This window comes from Nonomuraea sp. NPDC049750 (assembly GCF_040659625.1).
Classification (GTDB): Bacteria; Actinomycetota; Actinomycetes; order Streptosporangiales; family Streptosporangiaceae; genus Nonomuraea.
The window spans coordinates 23,278-40,718 of the sequence record NZ_JBFANB010000031.1; the positions used below are offsets into that span (position 1 = coordinate 23,278).

Annotated in this window: 17 protein-coding genes; 10 read left to right on the top strand and 7 right to left on the bottom strand. The window is 69.8% G+C overall.

All coding sequences use genetic code 11. The features are described 5' to 3' along the window. The first annotated feature begins 8 nt into the window (after positions 1-8). The gene (locus AB0J16_RS47280) at positions 9-668 is read left to right on the top strand and encodes a glycosyltransferase family 2 protein (RefSeq protein ID WP_358552489.1); all 660 of its coding nucleotides are present in this window, start codon (positions 9-11) and stop codon (positions 666-668) included. Here the strand turns inward: AB0J16_RS47280 and AB0J16_RS47285 are convergent. From AB0J16_RS47285 to AB0J16_RS47295, 3 genes are read right to left on the bottom strand one after another with little or no spacing between them, the layout of a single operon-like run. Beyond that, positions 601-1,008 carry a hypothetical protein gene (locus tag AB0J16_RS47285; RefSeq protein ID WP_358552491.1) on the bottom strand — a complete coding sequence of 136 codons (408 nt, stop codon included), beginning with the start codon at positions 1,006-1,008 and terminating at the stop codon, positions 601-603. The two genes, AB0J16_RS47280 and AB0J16_RS47285, sit on opposite strands and share 68 nt — an antisense overlap. Continuing rightward, entirely contained in the window at positions 1,005-2,117 is a 1,113-nt protein-coding gene (locus AB0J16_RS47290) for a molybdopterin-dependent oxidoreductase (RefSeq protein ID WP_358552493.1), read from the bottom strand. The genes AB0J16_RS47285 and AB0J16_RS47290 overlap by 4 nt, the downstream gene beginning before the upstream one ends. After that, entirely contained in the window at positions 2,114-3,421 is a 1,308-nt protein-coding gene (locus AB0J16_RS47295) for a hypothetical protein (protein WP_358552495.1), read from the bottom strand. The genes AB0J16_RS47290 and AB0J16_RS47295 overlap by 4 nt, the downstream gene beginning before the upstream one ends. 141 nt (positions 3,422-3,562) lie before the next feature. Between AB0J16_RS47295 and AB0J16_RS47300 the strand changes: the two genes are divergently transcribed. Together AB0J16_RS47300 and AB0J16_RS47305 are read left to right on the top strand one after the other, a co-directional pair. Continuing rightward, positions 3,563-4,306, top strand: a complete 744-nt coding sequence (locus AB0J16_RS47300; RefSeq protein ID WP_358552497.1) for a TIGR04282 family arsenosugar biosynthesis glycosyltransferase — start codon at positions 3,563-3,565, stop codon at positions 4,304-4,306. Next, positions 4,303-4,929, top strand: a complete 627-nt coding sequence (locus AB0J16_RS47305) for a methyltransferase domain-containing protein (protein WP_358552499.1) — start codon at positions 4,303-4,305, stop codon at positions 4,927-4,929. The genes AB0J16_RS47300 and AB0J16_RS47305 overlap by 4 nt, the downstream gene beginning before the upstream one ends. Before the next feature lie 23 nt (positions 4,930-4,952). Here the strand turns inward: AB0J16_RS47305 and AB0J16_RS47310 are convergent, their stop codons facing one another. Then, on the bottom strand, positions 4,953-5,933 hold the full coding sequence (locus AB0J16_RS47310) for a YafY family protein (protein ID WP_358552501.1): 981 nt from the start codon (positions 5,931-5,933) through the stop codon (positions 4,953-4,955). Positions 5,934-6,018: 85 nt separating this feature from the next. Between AB0J16_RS47310 and AB0J16_RS47315 the strand changes: the two genes are divergently transcribed. Continuing rightward, a complete protein-coding gene (locus tag AB0J16_RS47315) occupies positions 6,019-6,426 on the top strand; it encodes a VOC family protein (protein ID WP_358552503.1) in 408 nt (135 codons plus the stop codon). On the opposite strand, the gene AB0J16_RS47320 is transcribed toward AB0J16_RS47315, so the two are convergent. Then, entirely contained in the window at positions 6,414-8,699 is a 2,286-nt protein-coding gene (locus AB0J16_RS47320) for a M20/M25/M40 family metallo-hydrolase (protein ID WP_358552505.1), read from the bottom strand. The two genes, AB0J16_RS47315 and AB0J16_RS47320, sit on opposite strands and share 13 nt — an antisense overlap. 136 nt (positions 8,700-8,835) lie before the next feature. Here AB0J16_RS47320 and AB0J16_RS47325 point away from each other — a divergent pair, with 136 nt between their 5' ends. Continuing rightward, complete coding sequence (locus AB0J16_RS47325; RefSeq protein WP_358552507.1) at positions 8,836-9,405, top strand: helix-turn-helix domain-containing protein; 570 nt, start codon at positions 8,836-8,838, stop codon at positions 9,403-9,405. A 17-nt stretch (positions 9,406-9,422) separates the two neighbouring features. Here the strand turns inward: AB0J16_RS47325 and AB0J16_RS47330 are convergent, their stop codons facing one another. Further along, positions 9,423-10,466: a LacI family DNA-binding transcriptional regulator gene (locus AB0J16_RS47330; protein WP_358552509.1), complete on the bottom strand. Its 1,044-nt coding sequence runs from the start codon at positions 10,464-10,466 to the stop codon at positions 9,423-9,425. Further along, positions 10,466-11,452, bottom strand: a complete 987-nt coding sequence (locus tag AB0J16_RS47335; protein ID WP_358552511.1) for a hydroxyacid dehydrogenase — start codon at positions 11,450-11,452, stop codon at positions 10,466-10,468. Before AB0J16_RS47335 ends, AB0J16_RS47330 begins: the two co-directional genes overlap by 1 nt. A gap of 214 nt (positions 11,453-11,666) precedes the next feature. Here AB0J16_RS47335 and AB0J16_RS47340 point away from each other — a divergent pair, with 214 nt between their 5' ends. From AB0J16_RS47340 to AB0J16_RS47360, 5 genes are read left to right on the top strand one after another with little or no spacing between them, the layout of a single operon-like run. Next, positions 11,667-12,659: an ABC transporter permease subunit gene (locus tag AB0J16_RS47340; protein WP_358552513.1), complete on the top strand. Its 993-nt coding sequence runs from the start codon at positions 11,667-11,669 to the stop codon at positions 12,657-12,659. Beyond that, positions 12,656-13,519 (top strand): carbohydrate ABC transporter permease, encoded by an 864-nt coding sequence (locus tag AB0J16_RS47345; RefSeq protein WP_358552515.1) that lies wholly within the window; start codon positions 12,656-12,658, stop codon positions 13,517-13,519. Before AB0J16_RS47340 ends, AB0J16_RS47345 begins: the two co-directional genes overlap by 4 nt. A gap of 23 nt (positions 13,520-13,542) precedes the next feature. Then, positions 13,543-15,102, top strand: coding sequence for a DUF3502 domain-containing protein (locus tag AB0J16_RS47350; protein WP_358552517.1), 1,560 nt, complete (start codon positions 13,543-13,545; stop codon positions 15,100-15,102). A 40-nt stretch (positions 15,103-15,142) separates the two neighbouring features. After that, entirely contained in the window at positions 15,143-16,621 is a 1,479-nt protein-coding gene (locus AB0J16_RS47355) for a glycoside hydrolase family 43 protein (RefSeq protein WP_358552519.1), read from the top strand. A gap of 47 nt (positions 16,622-16,668) precedes the next feature. Next, positions 16,669-17,382 (top strand): alpha/beta hydrolase, encoded by a 714-nt coding sequence (locus tag AB0J16_RS47360; RefSeq protein ID WP_358552521.1) that lies wholly within the window; start codon positions 16,669-16,671, stop codon positions 17,380-17,382. The last annotated feature ends 59 nt before the right edge of the window (positions 17,383-17,441 follow it).

The window sequence follows — 17,441 nt, forward strand, 5'->3', positions numbered from 1 at the left end:
GGGACGCCATGACAACGACCATCGATGTAGTGCTGCCCTGCCTGAACGAGGAAGCCGCCCTCGCCTGGGTGCTCGAACGGATGCCGCCGGGCTACCGCCCGATCGTGGCCGACAACGGCTCCACCGACTCCTCGGCGAAGATCGCCGCGGAGCTGGGCGCGCTGGTGGTGAGCGAGCCGCGGCGCGGGTTCGGGGCGGCCTGCCACGCGGGGCTGCTGGCCGCCACGTCCGAGCTGGTCTGCTTCATGGACGCCGACGCTTCTCTCGATCCGCGGCAGCTGCCCGAGGTCGTCGCCCCGGTCCTGGGCGGGCAGAGCGATCTGGTGCTCGGCAGGAGGGTGCGCCGGCCTGGCGCGTCGTGGCCCTTGCACGCCAGGCTGGGCAACGCGGTGCTGGCCGCGAAGCTGCGCCGCCGTACCGGTGCGGCCCTGCACGACCTGGGGCCGATGCGGGCCTGCCGCCGGGCCGAACTCCTCGCGCTCGGGCTGCGGGACCGGCGGTTCGGCTACCCGCTGGAGATGGTGCTGCGGGCGGCGGGCGCCGGGTGGCGGATCGCCGAGGTCGACATCGGCTACCTGGCCCGTCGCGGGCGGTCGAAGGTCACTGGGACCGTTCGCGGGACCGTTCGGGCGATCTCCGATATGCGAGCCGTCCTGCGAGACGGATGACGGCGGCGACGAGCCCGGTCCCGGCCAGGACGATCAGCAGGTTGAGCGCGTAGTCGTGCGGCAGGATCGACGGGTTGTCCGCCCGCCTGCCCAGCGCCAAGACCGTCGGCAGCGTCGCGAGCGTCGCCATCCCCGCCACGATCAGCCATGCCCTCAGCGCCGCGCCCGCCCTGGCCACGAGTACGCCGGCGAGCAGCACCGCGGGCGCCAGCACGGCGTCGTGCGCGATCAGGACGCCGCCGAACCACAACGCCCAGCCGGGCGGGTCGCTGTCCATGAGCAGCCCGGCGAAGCCGAGCGCCACCAGGGCGCCGCCGAATACGTATCCGAGCCATCTCATGACACCCTCACCCTCGTGACCCATTTGGTCTGCATGACCCCGGGCCGGTTCGGCGCGATCAGCCGGACCGGGTAGCCATGGTCGGCGTCCAGGGACTGGCCGTTGATCTTCAGTGCGAGCAGGGTCAGCGGATCGTTCCAGTGCGGTGGCCGGATCTCGCTGCTGCGGTAGTAGCCGTTCTGTTCGAGCGACTCGACCGTCAGGTACGCCTCGGGGGAGCCGCCTGCCTGGGCGATCAGGTCGCGCAGCCGGATTCCGGTCCATTCGCACTCCACGCTCCAGCCCTCCACGCACGAGATGGGCAGGCTGACCGTGTGCTGCGGCAGTCGTACCAGATCGGCGTAGGTGAGGGAGAGCGGCGTGCGGACGGCGCCCATCACGACCAGCCGGTAGCCCGGGTCGCCGATCGCCCCGGTGATGCCGGCGGCGAGCGCGGACCTGTTCACGGGCACACCCTGGGAGCCGATGCGCGGGTTGCGCGGCGCCAGTACGGCCAGCCGCCCCAGCGGGGCGACGGTCTCGCCCGCGGTGACCAGAGCGGCCACGCCGCAGGCGGCGGCGATCGTGTACAGGAAGCGACGGCGGTCAGGGTCCTGAACCCTGGTCCACAGGTGTCGCCGGAGCTTGGCCCACTCGTTGACGACGTGGACGACGAGCGCGCCGTAGACGATGAAACCCGTCCAGTAGTGCGCCTGGATGAATCCGAACGGCCAGGCGTAGTCGTAGGCGATGTTCATCAGCCCGGTGACGAGCTGGAACAGCGCCCCCGCCACGAGGAGCAGGACGAACAGCCGCTCGGCCGCGTGGCCCACCGAGCGCAGCGGCGGCCACTGCCACAACTTCGGGTAGACGGCCCACAGTTTCGCCAGGAGCAGCGGCACCGTGGCGATGCCGCCGATGACGTGCAGGCCCTGCGTGACGCGGTACAGGTTGACCGGCCGCGACGGCCACAGCAGCCAGGGGGGCGGATGCTGGGTGAAGTGGCTGAACAGCCCCGTCGCGAAGGCGAGCGTGAAGCTGATCCCCAGCCACATGCCCAGCCTGGCCGACACCTGCTCCGACCTCAGGCGGCTGGTGAACCTGGCCGAGAGCGTCTGGATGAACATCATCGTGCTCCTGCCTCCTCGAGGGTGCCGGCCGCACGCCTCTGTCGTACGGCCCAGCCCGCGACGACCCCCACCGTGGCCAGCGCATAGGCCAGGGTGGACGGCCCGAACAGGTAGGCGACCGCGCCGGCCAGCGCCACGCCCAGCCACTCCCATCGCCCGTCCATGGCGGCCAGCGCGACGACCAGGAGCGCGTACCAGGAGTAGGCCGGGGTGAGCAGGAGCAGGAGCGATCCGCTGACCAGCAGCGCCCCCGCCCATGGGCGGTCCGGGTCACCGTGGCGTAGCACGAGCCAGATCACCAGACCCAGGACGGCGATGGCGGCGAACGGCGTCCAGGAATCCGGCATGACCAGCCGCAACACCCCGTATCGCTGTCTCGCCGACGGCGCCTCGTAGCCCTCCTCCTGGAGGTAGCCGAACAGGTAGCCCAGCACGGAAGCCCGCGAGGCGAGCACGTACGGCAGATAGCTCAGCACGACGACGGCCCCGGCGGGCAGCACGACGGCCAGGACACGCCGCCAGGCGACCCCGTCGCGCAACACCCCGGACAGCGCGCCGGGAAGCGTGACGGCCGGCAGCAGCTTGGCCGCGATCCCGGCGCCGAGCAGCGCTCCTCTGCCCCGGACCACGCAGAAGGCGAGCACCACCAGCAGGACGCCCAGCATGTCGACGTGGGCGTTGTTGACCGCCTCAGCGGGCACGGCCGGGCACCACGCCCAGCACGCGGCCTGTCTGACGCCGATCCATCGCAGCAGTGCCAGCAGCACCGCGATCGCCATCAGCGCGCCACCCACCTGGTACGGCTTGTGCCGCGCCCCATCGGGCGACAACCAGTGCACCAGCCGGAAATAGCCCTCGGCCAGCGGCGGATAGATGGTGTGCACGAGCGGCCTGTTGATGCGCGTGCAGACTCCCTCCGCCAGGTGGGCGAGGCCGGGCGCGGCGCAGTCATCGGGGAAGAGCCAGTCATCGCGCAGCGGGCCGAGCGCCGGATCGGCGGGCGCGTAGTCGTACGGCGAGTGCCCGGCCGCCTGCACCCGGCCGTCCCACGCGTACCGGAAGGAGTCGGTGCTCGTGCTCGGCGGCGCGACCAGGCCGGTGGCGGTCACCACCATTCCGCCCGCCACGACCAGCAGGGTCAGCTCCCGCTTCGGCACCTTGCGCGCCCCCCAGAAGGCGGCCGCGAACAGCCCCCATGCCAGCAGGTACCAGTTGAGCAGGCCGGGCCCGCCCAACGCCATCCTGATCAGGACGAGCACCAGGGCGACAAGCGTCGCGCCGGCGAACACCGTGTATCTGCTCACGAACCGAGCGTGTCACCCTCTGGCCGCTTGCGACCGCCGCCACGGCCGCCCGTAACAACCCCGTAAGAGACTGCGTAAGAGACGGCCACCCGTAACAATCCCGTAAGAGTCGCCCCAGGTCACCGGCCCTACTGTCGGACCATGAAGATCACTCCAGGGGCGGCGCAGCTCGTGGTCATCGCCAAGGAACCTGTCGCGGGCCGCGTCAAGACCCGCCTGACGCCACCGTTCACGCCGAGCCAGGCGGCCCGCCTGGCCGAGGCATCACTGGAAGACAGCCTGACCACCGTGGCACGGGCGCCCGCCACCCAACGCGTCCTGGCCCTGGACGGACTGCCCGGCAGCTGGCTGCCCGACGGCTTCGTGGTCATCCCGCAGCGCGGGAACGGCCTGGACGAGCGCCTGGCCGCCGCCTTCGCCGATGCCTACCGGCTGCGTCCCGAGCCGGTCGTGCTCATCGGCATGGACACCCCGCAGGTCAGCCCCGCCCTGCTGGACGCTGCCACCAGCGCCCTGGTCGAGCACGACGCGGTCTACGGCCCGGCGGCCGACGGCGGCTTCTGGCTGCTCGGCCTGCGGCGGCCCGATCCGCGCCTGCTCCTCGGGGTGCCCATGTCCCAGGCGTACACCGGCCGCGCCCAGCTCGAGCGGCTCGCGGAAGCCGGCCTGAGCGTTCGGCACCTGCCCGAGCTGACCGACATCGACACCGCGGCCGACGCTTTCCACGTCGCCGCCGAAGCTCCCGGCTCCCGCTTCGCGGCGACACTGGCCGAGGTGGCGCCGCCTTCGGCGCAGGTGACACCGCTGGCTGGGGTGGCGCCATCGGCCCAGCTGACACCGCCGGCCAGCGTGACGCTGCCGACCGAGGCGGGTGCGCGCCGATGATAGGCGAGATCTACGCGGAGGCATTGTCCGGCGCCACCGTCGAGATCGAGCACGCCGACGGGACCCGTCGGCCGCTGAACGTGGCCAGCTGGTTCGAGCCGATCGACGGTGACGAGGCGATGCTGAGCCGGTGCGCGGGCCCCACGCTCGACATCGGATCGGGTCCCGGCCGGCTGACCGTCGCGTTGAACCATCGGGGCGTGCACGCTCTCGGCATCGACATCGCGCCGCGCGCCGTGCACCTGACCCGGCGAGCGGGCGGGTACGCGCTGCTCCGGAGCGTCTTCGACGTGATCCCCCGGACGGGAAGCTGGCAGACCGCGTTGCTCGCCGACGGCAACATCGGCATCGGCGGACATCCACGTGTCCTGCTGCGCCGGGTCCGCGAGCTGGTACGGCCAGGCGGCGAGGTCGTCGCCGAGGTCGAACCCCCGGGCGTGACCAGCAGGGTCGACCGGGTCCGGCTGCGCCGTGCCGACATCGCGGGCGACTGGTTCGCCTGGGCCGTGGTGTCGGCCGACGACATCGGCCGGCTCGCCGAATCCAGCGGCTTCGACCTCGCCGAGAGCTGGCAGGAGCAGGGCCGCTGGTTCGCGGCCCTGCACCCTGGGGTGACCAGCTGAACCGATCGGCACCTGGAGGGCTGTCAGGTTCGGCGGGCGTGGGAGGCTAGCCGGTCGGCGAGCGCGACGACGAGGTCGCGTAGTTCGTCGGGACGCTCGATGACGAACGGCCGGTCGAGCGTGGCGAGCAGCGCGGGCAGCCAGTCGAGCCGTTCGGCCCGTAGCTCGACGCGTTGCCACTGCTCGGCCGCCGGATCCTGGTCCGCGGTGGGGGAGATCTCCGCCAGGCTCGCGGGAAGGCGGGCGCGGATCTGCTCGACCGTCCCGTGTATCCGCAAGGTCACCTCGTATCGGTACGAGGCCGTGGCGAACCCGGACAGGACACGCTGCGCCGGGTCCGGTCCGGCGGGTACCTCGAAGGAGCCGGGCAGGGTTCTGGCGTCTGTGACGCGGTCGAGGCGGAAGGTCCGGTTCTCGCCGATCGAGGGGTCCGCGCCCGTGACGTACCAGCGGCCCGAGTGGTTGACGATTCCGTACGGGTGCAGCGTGCGGTCGCTGCGCCGGCCGTCCCGATCGGTGTACCTGAGCGAGACAGGACGGTGGTGGCGTACCGCGTCGGCGATGGTGAGCAGGGTCCCGGCGTCCGGCGTGACCGGCTCGCCGGCCGGCTTGGTGAAGGCGAGGGATTCCAGGACCGTGTCGAGCCCGCGGGTGAGACGTTCGGGAAGCACCCGCCGGATCTTGGCCGCCGCCGTCTCGCTCGCGGTGTCGTCGGCCGTCGCCAACCCCGTACGCCGACCGGCGATCAGGCCGAGCAGCACGGCCAGCGCCTCGTCGTCGTCGAGCATGAGCGGCGGCAGACGGTAGCCGCGGCCGAGACGGTACCCGCCGTAACGGCCACGCACCGCCTCGATGGGTATGTCGAGGTCGATGAGCTGGTCGACGTACCGCCGCACGGTGCGGCCGTCGACGCCGAGCCGGTCGGCGAGTTCGGCCATCGTCCGGGTGCCGCCCGACTGCAGCAGTTCCAGGAGGGTGAGTACGCGGCCGGTAGGACGGGACATGTCTGCGAGCTTACGGCCAATAGTGGACCGATTCTGTCCAGTATTGCGGCTAACGTACGAAACACAACCATTCAGGAGGAACGCCATGAACTTCGTTTCAATCCGCATCATCACCGGCGATGTCGCCCGCCTCGTCGAGTTCTACGAGAAGGTCACCGGGGTGGAGGCGGTCTGGTCCACCGAGGACTTCGCCGAGCTGAAGACCTCCAGCGCCACGCTGGCGATCGCCGGCACCCGCACGGTGCCGCTGTTCGCTCCCGGGTCCGCCCGCCCGGCCGACAACCACAGCGTGATCACCGAGTTCCTCGTTGACGACGTGGACCGCGTGTACCAGAACCTGACCGGATTCGTCACCGACGTCGTCGCCGAGCCCACCACGATGCCCTGGGGCAACCGGTCGCTGCTGTTCCGCGACCCCGACGGCAACCTCGTCAACTTCTTCACCCCGGTCACCGACGCCGCCATCGCCAGGTCGGGTCGTCACATGGGGTAGGCCTTGGTGACGGAGATCCTGGTGTCGCCGAGGAACAGCCAGTCCGGTGGGGCGATGAAGCCGGGAAGCGCGGACATCTCACTGGGATTCCGGCTCGTATCGGTGACCCGCAGCCGGACTTTGTCGCCGGGAGCCTTTATGGTGAGCGACGCCTCGACTCCCGCCGGTCCCGGGGCGTGGAAGACGAAGCCCGCCGGATCGGGCGTTATGGAGCGGTCCTCGACGGTCAGCGTCGCGGTGTCCCCGTACACCCGCAGGCCGATCATGTCCGCTCCGCGCTCGGAGCGGATCCGGACGCGCAGGGTTCGCACGCCCTGCCGGGTCGTGTCCGCGAGCACCCGCAGCGAGGGCGCCGGTAGCGCGGCGGTCTTCGCCTGGCTGAGGAGCTTGGACCCGCCGCCCCACAGCTCCGCGAGCGGCCGGCCGGTCGCGTCGGCGCCGCCATAGCGGCGGGCCCATTGGTCGGGCGCCTTCGAGGTCAGCCACACGGCCTTGCCGGTGTCCGCGTCGAGGCCGTACGCCAGGCTGGTTCGCCGCGGGTGCTCCTTGTCGATCGGCTCGACCAGCAGGCCCGCCGCCACCAGGGCGATGGAGACGACCAGCGCGGTCAGCGGGATCAGCGGGGTACGCCTGCGCGGCCAGACCACCTCGATCAGCGGCAGCAGGAGGCCGCCGAACAGGATCATCAGCGGCATGGGGGCGTAGCCCGCGTACTGCAGGCCCGTCGGCAGGCTGTTCCACGCGCTGGGCAGCAGGATCAGGGCGCCCGGTACGAGAGCGGCGGCGAGAACGAGGACGCGCCACCGCGGCGGGCAGCGGAGTGCGGCCAGCCCGCCCAGCGCCGCACCCAAGGCGGGCCAGGCGGCGAGGTGCGACGCTCCGGGCGACACGATGCCGAGCCCGAGACCGATCAGGGCCACGCAGGTCAGCATGCCCAGCGCCACTTCGGCGGGGCCGACGCGACGGCGCAGCAGCGTGTACCAGGCGATGAGGATCGTGCCCGCGAGCGTCAGCACGGCGAGCCAGAGCAGCTCCGGCCGGTACGGCGTCGTGGTGGCGGTTCCGCTGAGTTCGGGCCGGATCGCCTTGAGCAGGTCCCAGAAGTAGATCCCGACAGCCACCCCGAGTCCGATCGGGATCAGGGCGAGCGCGGTGCCGAGGAGCGTACGCCGCAGGGTGACCACGCCCCGGCGGCGGGCCAGGAGGATCAGCGCCAGTGCCGCCAGCGGGGCGACGGCGCCCAGCAGGGTGGCCGCCCAGGTCGGATAGCGAACCAGCAGGCCGGGCGGGAGGTTGAAGTAGACCAGGTCGTTCCCGGTGGTCAGCCGCGCCAGGTCGGTGCCGCCGAACGCGCGCACGAGCGCCAGCGTGTTGTCTCCCATCTGTTGCAGTGCCGCCAGATCGACGTGCGCGGGGTCGTCGAGAACGCTGTGGTACAGGGTGCCGGCGTTGGCGTAGGCGGAGTCCAGCACGGCCATCCCGCCGGGTTTGAAGGCGGTGAAGTCGGTGTCGTTGTTGAGCAGTTTCATGAGCTCGGCGTACACGGAGTCGGCCACGGGCATCGGCGCCGCCGATCCGAACATGGAGATCAGGCCGGAGTTCGACTCCGTGCTCCGGAACATCAGCACCGGCCCCTTGGCCCCGCGCGCCTCGTTGTTGAGCACCACGCTCCGCCCCCGTGCGAGCGGGTGGTCTTTGACGAACGCCTCCGAACCCAGGAGCCCGGCCTCCTCGGCGTCGGTGATGAGGAACACGATGTCGTTGCGCAGCCGTTCACCGTCCGCGACCAGCGCTCTGGCCGTCTCGATCGCGCTCGCCGTACCGGCCCCGTCGTCGTTGGCACCCGGTCCCTCGGGGACCGAGTCGTAGTGAGCGGTGACGAAGACCCGGCCCGTGGGAGCGGTCCCGGGTATCACGGTGACGATGTTGAAGACGCGCCCGGCGGTGATGGGGTCGCCCCGCTCGTCGATGGGTGAGACGCCCACCGCCTCCTGCACCTCGGGCCGCAGGCCCAGCCGCCGCAACTCGCCGACCAGGTATTCGCGGACCCGGGTGTGCTCGGCCGTGCCGACGGGGTGGGGTTTGACGGCGAAGCGCTCGACCTGGGTAAAGGCCCGCTGCGCGCTGAATTCCCGGTCGGGGGCGGTGGCCGGGCTCACCGCGACGGGGGTGGTGTCCCTGATCGCGCCGACGGCGATCAGCAGGAGCACACCCAGGGCCAGAAGCCCGGCGGCGAGTGAGCGCCGTCTCGATACGTGCTCGTCTGATGTCATCCTCGGTCACTCCTCGGGCTCGTGTCCTGTGCGTCCCCTTGTCGCGGCATCGGGGGTCACGGCGACGAAGTATTGCAGAAGAAATGCTGCAGCGAAAATTCTGCAATGTGAAGGCAGGGCGCGGTAGGCTCACAGCGTGGCGAACAGACCGTCGATCCGGCAGCTCAGTGATCCAGGTGCGCACAAGGCGCTCGGCCATCCGCTACGACAGCGGATCTTGCGGCATCTCGGCATCAACGGCCCGGCCACATCCACCACGCTCGGCCGGGCGCTCGGCGAGAACACCGGGACGCTCAGCTATCACCTGCGCCAGCTTGAGCGCAACGGGTTCATCGAGGAGATCCCCGAGCGGTCGACCGGAAAGGAGCGCTGGTGGCGCCAGATCAGCGCCGATCTGAGGTGGCCCCCGCCGGGTGAGATGGACGAGGAGTCGCAGAAGCTCCTAGACGAGATCACCGAGTTCAAGGTCGAGCAGGAGCTGGAACTCGCCCGGCGCTTCTTCCGAGACCATCGGCGATACGGCGAGTGGGCGAAGGCGTCCCGCGGGCTCACTCACCTGACCCGGGAAGAACTCGACGAGTTCTTCGAGGCGTACATGGAACTGCTGTCCAGATTCGGCCGCGCGCAGGAGGACGCGTCACCGGGAGCGCGGCCGGTGTTCCTGAGATTCTTCACGATGCCCGCCTCCGAGGACCCGCCGTCCTGACGACGGGTCTTGTACGGTCAGCGTGGGGTGGCGGGGCCGACCGAGCCTCGGACCACGATGTGAGTGCCCAGGACGACGTGCTGGGGTTGCCGGCGGTCGAGCGCGAGCCTGACCGCGGTCCTGCCCAGCTCTTCGGTGGGGATGCGTACGGTGGTGAGGCCGGGGGAGAGATCGGCGGCGAACGGGATGTCGTCGTAGCCGGCCAGCGACACGTCTTCGGGCACGCGTAGTCCGGCCTCGCGCAGTGCGGCGAGCACGCCGATGGCGACCATGTCGGTGGCGGCGAAGACGGCGGTGAACCGGGCGCCGAGGGCGATCAGCCGGCGGGCGGCGGTCTGTCCGTCGGCACGGTCGAAGCCCGCCGGGACGATCAGGTCCGGGTCGTACGGCACCCCGAACGACTCGTGGGCCCGGACGAACCCGCGCACCCGGTCGAGCTTGGTCGTGCTCGCCTGGCCGGGGTGGTCGGCGCCGATCAGGGCGATGTGCCGGTGTCCCTGGGAGAGCAGGTGGCTGGTCATGGCGTAGGCGCCGCCCTCGTTGTCGTACTCGACCACGGTGGTGGGCACGTCATCGCCCAGCGGCGGACGGCCGCACAGCACGAGCCGGGAGCCGGCCTTGTCCAAGGCGTGGGCGAAGTGGGACATGCGTTCGCGGTAGGCGTCGTCCAGCGCGCCGCCGCCGACCAGGATGACCGCGTCGGCGCGCTGCTCGCGCATGGCCTCGACCACGGCCAGCTCCCGGGCGGGGTCGCCGTTCGTGGCGCACACCATGCACAGGCGTCCTTCGGCGGTGGCCTGCTGCTCCACGCCCTTGGCGACGTAGGCGAAGGACGGGCCGGTGACGTCGTCCAGCACGAACGCCACCATCTTGGTGCTGGCGCCGGACAGGGCGCGGGCGTGCACGTTGAGCACGTAGTCCAGCTCTCGCATGGCCCGCAGCACCCGTGTCTTGGTGGACTGGGCGACCGGGTAGTCCCCCTTGATCACCCGGGACACCGTGGAGGGGGAGACTCCGGCCCGGGCGGCCACATCGCGGACGGTGGCACGATCGTCGTTCATCAAGCCACCCGGTCCAGGTCGTCATCGGTCACCCGGTGCGCCAGAGGCTGCCCAGCGGTCAGGCGTTCCAACTCGTCCAGGACCAAGGTCCCCATCCGGGCCACCTCGTTGCCGTGCGAGCCGGCGATGTGTGGGGTGAGAAAGGCGTTGGGCAGGTCGTACAGGGGCGAGCCCGACGGGAGTGGCTCGGGCTCGGTGACGTCGAGGATCGCCGACAGCCGCCCGGACTTCAGCTCGGCGACCAGCGCGTCGGTGTCGACCAGCGAGCCACGGGCGGTGTTGATCAGCACCGCGCCGTCCGGCATCAGCGCCAGCCGGGTGCGATCCAGCATGTGCCGGGTCTCCGGGATGGCGGGCGCGTGCAGGCTGACGATGTCGCTGCTGCGCAGCAGCTCCTCAAGGGAGGCTCGCCGCACTCCGGGAACCCGCGTGTACGGGTCGTACAGGCACATGTCTAGATCGTACGGCGCCAGCAGCTCGATCACCCGGCGTCCGATTCGCGAGGCACCCACGATGCCGACCCGGCGGCCGTTGTTGCCGATAAGGGGCTCGATCTTGGCCAGGGTGAAGCCGCGTTCGCGCCGGTAGCGCTCGCCCAGAGCGAAGACCCCCTTGCCGGCCAGCAGGATGGTGCCGACGGTGTACTCCGCCACCGGGACGGCGTTGGCCGCGGCCGCCGAGGAGACCAGCAGGCCGCGTTCCCAGCAAGCGGGGGTGACCAGGCCCTTCACCGAGCCGGCGGCGTGCAGCACGGCCCGCAGGCGGGGGGCGGCGGCCAGCACCGCCTCGTCCACAGGCGGACAGCCCCAGCCGGTGATGAGGATCTCGGTGTCGGTCAGGTCCAGCCGCGGATCGTCGAAGCGCTCGGCGACCAGTGTCACGTCGATGTCGGCCAGCGTGTCCAGCCGCCGCAGCAAGGGCGCGGGGAAGAGCAGTGCGAGGTGTTCCTCGCGCATGGCGAACAGCGCCTTCGGGCGTGGGGACACGGGGGAAGCCCTCCATTCGGTAGACATCGGTTTCTACGCTAGAGGCGCGGCCACTTCCGGTCAACGGATGACATCGCAGCAGGACATACACCCATATGTAACGTATTCGTAACGCGACCTTGTAGGCAGGCGTCACTCAGTCGTAGCGTTCGCAGCGACCGGTTTCTATCGAACTTCGAGAGTCAGCTGCTGCCCCTCAGACGGGACCTAGGTGATGAGCACGCTACAGACGAGGCATGAGCCTCAGACGAGTCCGCCTTCCGGACCGTCCGCACGCGGACGCCGTACACGTGGCAAGGCGGCGGCCCGTACGGGTTGGTCGGTCGGGCTGCTCGCGCTGCCGGCGGTCGCCTTCTTCCTGGTCTTCAACTACCTGCCGATGGCCGGGCTGGTGGTGGCGTTCAAGGAGTTCGACGTCAACCTGGGGATCTTCGGCAGTCCGTGGAACGGGCTGGCGAACTTCGCCTACTTCCTGGAATCCGGGGACGCGGCGCGGATCCTGTTCAACACGCTCTTCCTCAACGTGCTGTTCCTGGGCGCGACGCTCGCCGCCGGGATTCTTCTGGCGATCATGCTGAACGAGATCCGCGGCACCTTCTTCAAGCGGGCCTCCCAGTCCGTGGTCTTCTTCCCCTACTTCGTCTCCCCGGTCGTGATCAGCATCATCCTGCAGGTCCTGCTCGCCGGGGCCTCCGGCGGGGGAGGAGCGGTCAACGACGCCATGACCGGCCTCGGACTGCCCACGGTGGACTGGTACAACGAGCCGGGACCGTGGCCGTGGATCCTCACCGTGGTGAAGGTCTGGCAGCTCGGCGGCTACCTCAGCGTCATCTTCCTGGCCGCGATCACCGGCATCCCCGAGGAGGTCTACGAGGCCGGGATGATCGACGGAGCCTCGCGGGCCCAGATGGCCTGGCGCATCACCCTGCCGCTGCTCAAGCCCACCGCCGCGGTGCTGCTGGTCCTGGGGGTCGGCCGGATCTTCTACGGCGACTTCGGCACCATCTACGCGATCATCGGCGACAACGGCACCCTGTTCGAGAACACCGACGTCATCGACACCTACGTCTTCCGCGCCCTGCGCCAGCTCGGCGACTTCGGCACCACCGGTGCGATCGGCCTGTTCCAGTCGGTCGTCGGCTTCATCCTCGTGGTGATCGCGGTGCTGATCCAGCGCAAGTACTCCAAGGAGACCAGCATCCTATGAGCGGCAGAAAGCTGGAACCGTTCACCGTCTTCAGCATCATCGGTGTTGGCCTGGCCGTGCTGGCCTGCGCCGTCCCCTTCTGGATGATCATCTCGGGCTCGTTCACCAGCGAGTCCGTGCTGGCCACGACCGGATACAGTCTTTTCCCGGATTTCGACCTCACCGCCTACAAAATGATCTTCACGGGTCCCGCGGTGCTGGACGCCTACCTTGCCAGTGTCTTCATCACCGTTGTGGGCACGGCGCTGTCCCTGGCGGTGACCTCGGGCCTGAGCTGGGTGATCGCCCGCCGGGTGCCCGGCATCAGCCGGCCGCTGACCGTCTTCTCCTACCTGCCGATGCTGTTCTCCGGCGGTCTCGTCCCCTTGTACCTACTGGTCACGCAGTATCTGCACCTGCAGAACAGCTACTTCTCGGTCATCCTGCCGCTGCTGGTCATGCCCTTCCTGGTCTTCGTCCAGGTCAGCGCCTTCCGTCAGCTGCCGGAGTCGATCTTCGAATCGGCCAAGATCGACGGCGCGGGCGAGCTGCGCATGTTCTTCACGATCGCGTTGCCGCTGTCCAAGCCGATCCTGGCCGTCGTGGGCCTGTTCTACGCCGTGCACTACTGGAACGACTGGTTCATGGCGCTGCTGTTCATCGACGATGTGCACAAGTTCCCGCTCCCGCTGGTGCTGCAGAACCTGATCTCCAACATCTCCTTCACGCAGATGCTGCCGCAGCTGGCCGAGACGGCCACTCCCGTCTACCAGCTCCGCCTGGCCCTGACCACCGTCGCCATCGGGCCGATCCTGCTCGCCTACCCCTTCGCCCAGCGCTACTTCGTCAAGGGCATCACCCTCGGCGCCACCAAAGGCTGATCCCCCCACCTTCTGGAGTTACCGTGTCCAACCCCACCATGTCCCGGCGCGGCCTGCTGGCCGCCGGCGGCGGCCTGTCCGTAGCCGCTTTCCTCGCCGCCTGCTCCTCCCAGCCGAAGGCCGCCGGCAATCAGGCCGGCGGCGCGCTCGCGTTGAGCCTCCTGCTGCCCGGCGACGTGCCGGCCGGCTGGGACGCCGTACTGGCCGAGGTCAATAAGAAGCTCCAGGCCGACCTGGGCTTCAGCATCAAACCGCAGTTCATCCCGTGGACCAGCTACGGTCAGCAGGCGCTGCTGAAGTTCACCGCGGGGGAGAAGTTCGACACCGCGCTGCAGGCACGCTGGCTCAACATGACCCAGCTGGCGGCGAGCGGCTCGATCGTCGAGCTGAGCAGCCTGCTGTCCAGCGGCAAGTACCCCAACCTGACCGCCACGATCGACCCGAAGATCATCGAGTTGAACCGGTGGAGCGGCAAACTCTACGGCCTGCCCCAGATCAACTCGGTCGCTCGTTTCCACCACTTCAGCATCCGCCAGGACCTGGCCGACAAGTACGGCATGAGCGACATCACGGATTTCGCGGGGCTGGAGAAGTTCTGGTACGACGTCAAGCAGAAGAACAAGGACATCACCCCGATCGGGCTGAACTCCCGGCTGCCCAAGCTGCTGGTGGCGTGGAACCCGGTCGGCTGGCTCAACCCCTACATGTGGGAGAACCCCAACATGAGCCTCGCCTCCTTCACCGGCGAGTCGCTCAACTTCGTGCTGGCCGCTGACGGCAAGCAGACCGGCTCGTCCCACCCGATCCCGTTCTGGGAGGCTCCGGGGATGATGGACGCGCTGCGCCTGGTGCGGAAGTACTACCAGGACGGGCTGTTCAACAAGAACGCGCTCACCCTCGACTCCAAGGCGCTGGACTCCCAGTTCAAGGCCGGCCGCGTCGCCACCGCCTGGGCCATGACCGACGGCCTGTCCTCCGCGGCCCTGCCCGAGCTGACCAAGAACGTCCCCGGCGCGATGATCGCGAACGTGATGCCGCTCAAGGGCGGCGAGAACGCCAAGCCGTACCAGACCTTCCAGAGCGACAACTTCGTCGTGCTCAACGCCAAGGGCCAGAGCAACGAGAAGGCCATGCAACTGCAGGACTGGGCGTCGATCAAGGAGAACCACGACCTGCTCAACTACGGCCTCCCCGGCAAGGACTGGAAGCCCGTCGGCGACGACAAGTACGAGAAGGTGTCCACCTACACCTTCCCCGGCTTCGCCCTCGCCTGGCGGGCCAAGCTGGAGCGCCGGATCAAGGAGATGACCGAGTCCGAGGCGAAGTGGTTCGATTGGGCGCAGGACATCAACAACTTCACCATCGACCCGTACGCCAGCTTCGTCCCTGACCCTGAGCCGGTGAAGCGGGAGAACGCGCAGGTCACCGCCGCCATGACGCAGTTCGCCAACCCGCTGTTCATCGGCGCGGTGGACGTCGACCAGGGCCTGGACAAGCTGAAGAAGGCGCTGGACCGGGCGGGCCTGGCCAAGCTCCAGGCGGAGATGGCCAAGCAGGCCGACGCGTATCTCAAGGGTCAGTGAACAGCGAGGTAGCACTCGTGCTTTTCTCGGAGGAATGAGCTTGATCCGCAATCCCGTCCTACCCGGCTTCCACCCCGACCCGTCGATCGTGCGGGTGGGGGAGGACTACTACCTGGCCACCTCGACCTTCGAGTGGTATCCCGGCGTACGCGTCCACCACTCCCGCGACCTGGTGAACTGGCGCCCGCTCGGCGGCATCTTGACCGAGCGCGGGCACCTCGACCTGTCCGGCGTGCCGGACTCCGGCGGCGTCTGGGCGCCTGACCTCACCTACCACGACGGGCTGTTCCACCTGGTCTACGGCGTGATGGACAACTACGCCCTCGGCTACAAGGACATCGCCAACTACCTGGTCACCGCGCCCTCGATCGAGGGGCCGTGGTCCGACCCGGTCCGGCTGCCCGGCCGCGGCTTCGACGCCTCCCTCTACCACGAGGACGGGCAGAGCTGGTTGCTCAACATGGTCTTCGACTCCCGCCCCGGACGCGGGTTCGCCGGGATCGAGCTGCAGCCCCTCGAAGGCGGCAAACCCGAGCTGATGCTGCCCAACCGCAACATCACCGAAGGGCCGCACCTGTACAAGATCGACGGCTGGTACTACCTGATGGTGGCCGAGGGCGGCACGGGGTACGAGCACGGGGTCACGGTGCTGCGTTCCCGTTCGATGGCGGGGCCGTACGAGGAGGATCCGGCCGGGCCGATGCTCACCTCGCGCCACGACCCGAGCCTGGAGCTGCAGAAGGCGGGCCACGGCTGCCTCGTCGAGACGCCGGCGGGGGAGTGGTACGTCGCCCACCTCGTGGCCCGGCCCTACCACAACCGCACCTGCGTACTCGGCCGCGAGAGCGCGCTGCAGCGGGTGGAGTGGGTGGACGGCTGGCCGCGCGTGGCGGGCGGCGTGCCCGCCGTGGAGGTGGCCGCGCCCGCGCTGCCCGCCCACCCGTGGCCGGCGGCCGACGGCTGGAACGGGCTGGAGCAGGACTGGAGCACGCTGCGCCGGCCCCCCTCGCCGGACTGGCTGACCGCCGACCACGGCGGCCTCACCGTGCACGGCGGTCAGTCGCCGTACGGACTGCGCAGCCCGAGCCTGGTCGCCCACCGAGTCACCGCTCAGAAGTGCTCGCTGGAGGCGGTCATGCGGTTCGATCCCGGCACCGTCCATCAGTCCGCCGGCATCACCGCGTACTACAACTCGCGTAACTGGTTCTATCTCGCGGTGACCACCGAGGGGCTCGTGCTGACCAGCAGTGACCGGGGAGCCCGCACCGAACACCTGCTCGGCCCCGCGGCGGGCGAGGTCAGGCTGCGCGTGGAGTTCGACGGGCCGGTGGTGCGCTTCAACCACGGTCCTGAGCTGGACGCGACGATCCTGTCGGACGAGCATGCCGACGAGCGCATCGACGGCCAGATGCGCGCTTTCGGCTTCACCGGCGCGTTCGCCGGGTTCTGGGTGCAGGACCTGGCGGGCGAGGGCTGCACGGCGCGCTTCGAGCGGATTCGATATGAAGCCGCACGTTGAGACCCGGACCACTTCGGTTGAAGCCTTGAGATCCGGGCCACTTCGGTATGAAGCCGTACGTTGAGATCCGGGGCCACGACGGGCCTGCGCTGCTGCTGGTGCATGGCTGGGGCGGAGACCACCGGACGTGGCGCGCCCTGGACTTCGGCGAGCGCCGGGTGATCGCCCCCGACCTGCGTGGCCACGGCAGGTCCCCGGTGCCCGCCCGTGGATACCGGCCCGTCGACCTGGCCGGCGACCTCGTACCGCTGCTGGACGGGCCGGTGGTGGCCATCGGGCACTCCATGGGCGCCCAGGTGGTCACCGCTCTGGCGGTCGAGCATCCGGAGTTGGTCAGTGCGCTGGTGGTCGTCGCTCCCGCGTATGGCGCGGATGAGGCGGAGGAGCGGCTCATCCCGGGGCGGTTGACGGCGTTGCGCGCCGAGGGCGCGGAGGCGGCGTCGCGGCAGCTCGGGCCGCTGCCGGGGCCGATCGCCGAGCAACTGGCCGCCACGCCGGGCCATGTGCTGGCCGAGTGCTACGCCGGGATGTACACGGTGCCCGGCGCGTTCGGGGTGCGCAGGGAGTCGGAGCGCTACCTGGCCAGGCGCGACTGCCCGGTGCTCGCCGTCCACAACGTGCCGGAGGCCGCGCGGTGGGAGGCGAGCCTGCCCGCACACCCTCGCTCGGCGACCGTGGTGTGGCCGGAGGCGGGGCATTTCCTGCACCTGGAACAGCCGGAGAGGTTCGTCGAGGTCGTGCTGTCCGAGTGGGGCCGCTGACAGGATCGATATCCGGTCGGCGGGTGAGTCGTTCGGGCGGCCGTCACACCCGCAGAAGG

Excerpts from the sequence above, each read along its gene's own strand:
- AB0J16_RS47280 (WP_358552489.1), top strand. The coding sequence starts at position 9 with ATGACAACGACCATCGATGTAGTGCTGCCCTGCCTGAACGAGGAAGCC.
- AB0J16_RS47285 (WP_358552491.1), bottom strand. The coding sequence starts at position 1,008 with ATGAGATGGCTCGGATACGTATTCGGCGGCGCCCTGGTGGCGCTCGGC.
- AB0J16_RS47290 (WP_358552493.1), bottom strand. The coding sequence starts at position 2,117 with ATGATGTTCATCCAGACGCTCTCGGCCAGGTTCACCAGCCGCCTGAGG.
- AB0J16_RS47300 (WP_358552497.1), top strand. The coding sequence starts at position 3,563 with ATGAAGATCACTCCAGGGGCGGCGCAGCTCGTGGTCATCGCCAAGGAA.
- AB0J16_RS47305 (WP_358552499.1), top strand. The coding sequence starts at position 4,303 with ATGATAGGCGAGATCTACGCGGAGGCATTGTCCGGCGCCACCGTCGAG.
- AB0J16_RS47310 (WP_358552501.1), bottom strand. The coding sequence starts at position 5,933 with ATGTCCCGTCCTACCGGCCGCGTACTCACCCTCCTGGAACTGCTGCAG.
- AB0J16_RS47315 (WP_358552503.1), top strand. The coding sequence starts at position 6,019 with ATGAACTTCGTTTCAATCCGCATCATCACCGGCGATGTCGCCCGCCTC.
- AB0J16_RS47320 (WP_358552505.1), bottom strand. The coding sequence starts at position 8,699 with ATGACATCAGACGAGCACGTATCGAGACGGCGCTCACTCGCCGCCGGG.
- AB0J16_RS47330 (WP_358552509.1), bottom strand. The coding sequence starts at position 10,466 with ATGAACGACGATCGTGCCACCGTCCGCGATGTGGCCGCCCGGGCCGGA.
- AB0J16_RS47340 (WP_358552513.1), top strand. The coding sequence starts at position 11,667 with ATGAGCACGCTACAGACGAGGCATGAGCCTCAGACGAGTCCGCCTTCC.
- AB0J16_RS47345 (WP_358552515.1), top strand. The coding sequence starts at position 12,656 with ATGAGCGGCAGAAAGCTGGAACCGTTCACCGTCTTCAGCATCATCGGT.
- AB0J16_RS47360 (WP_358552521.1), top strand. The coding sequence starts at position 16,669 with ATGAAGCCGTACGTTGAGATCCGGGGCCACGACGGGCCTGCGCTGCTG.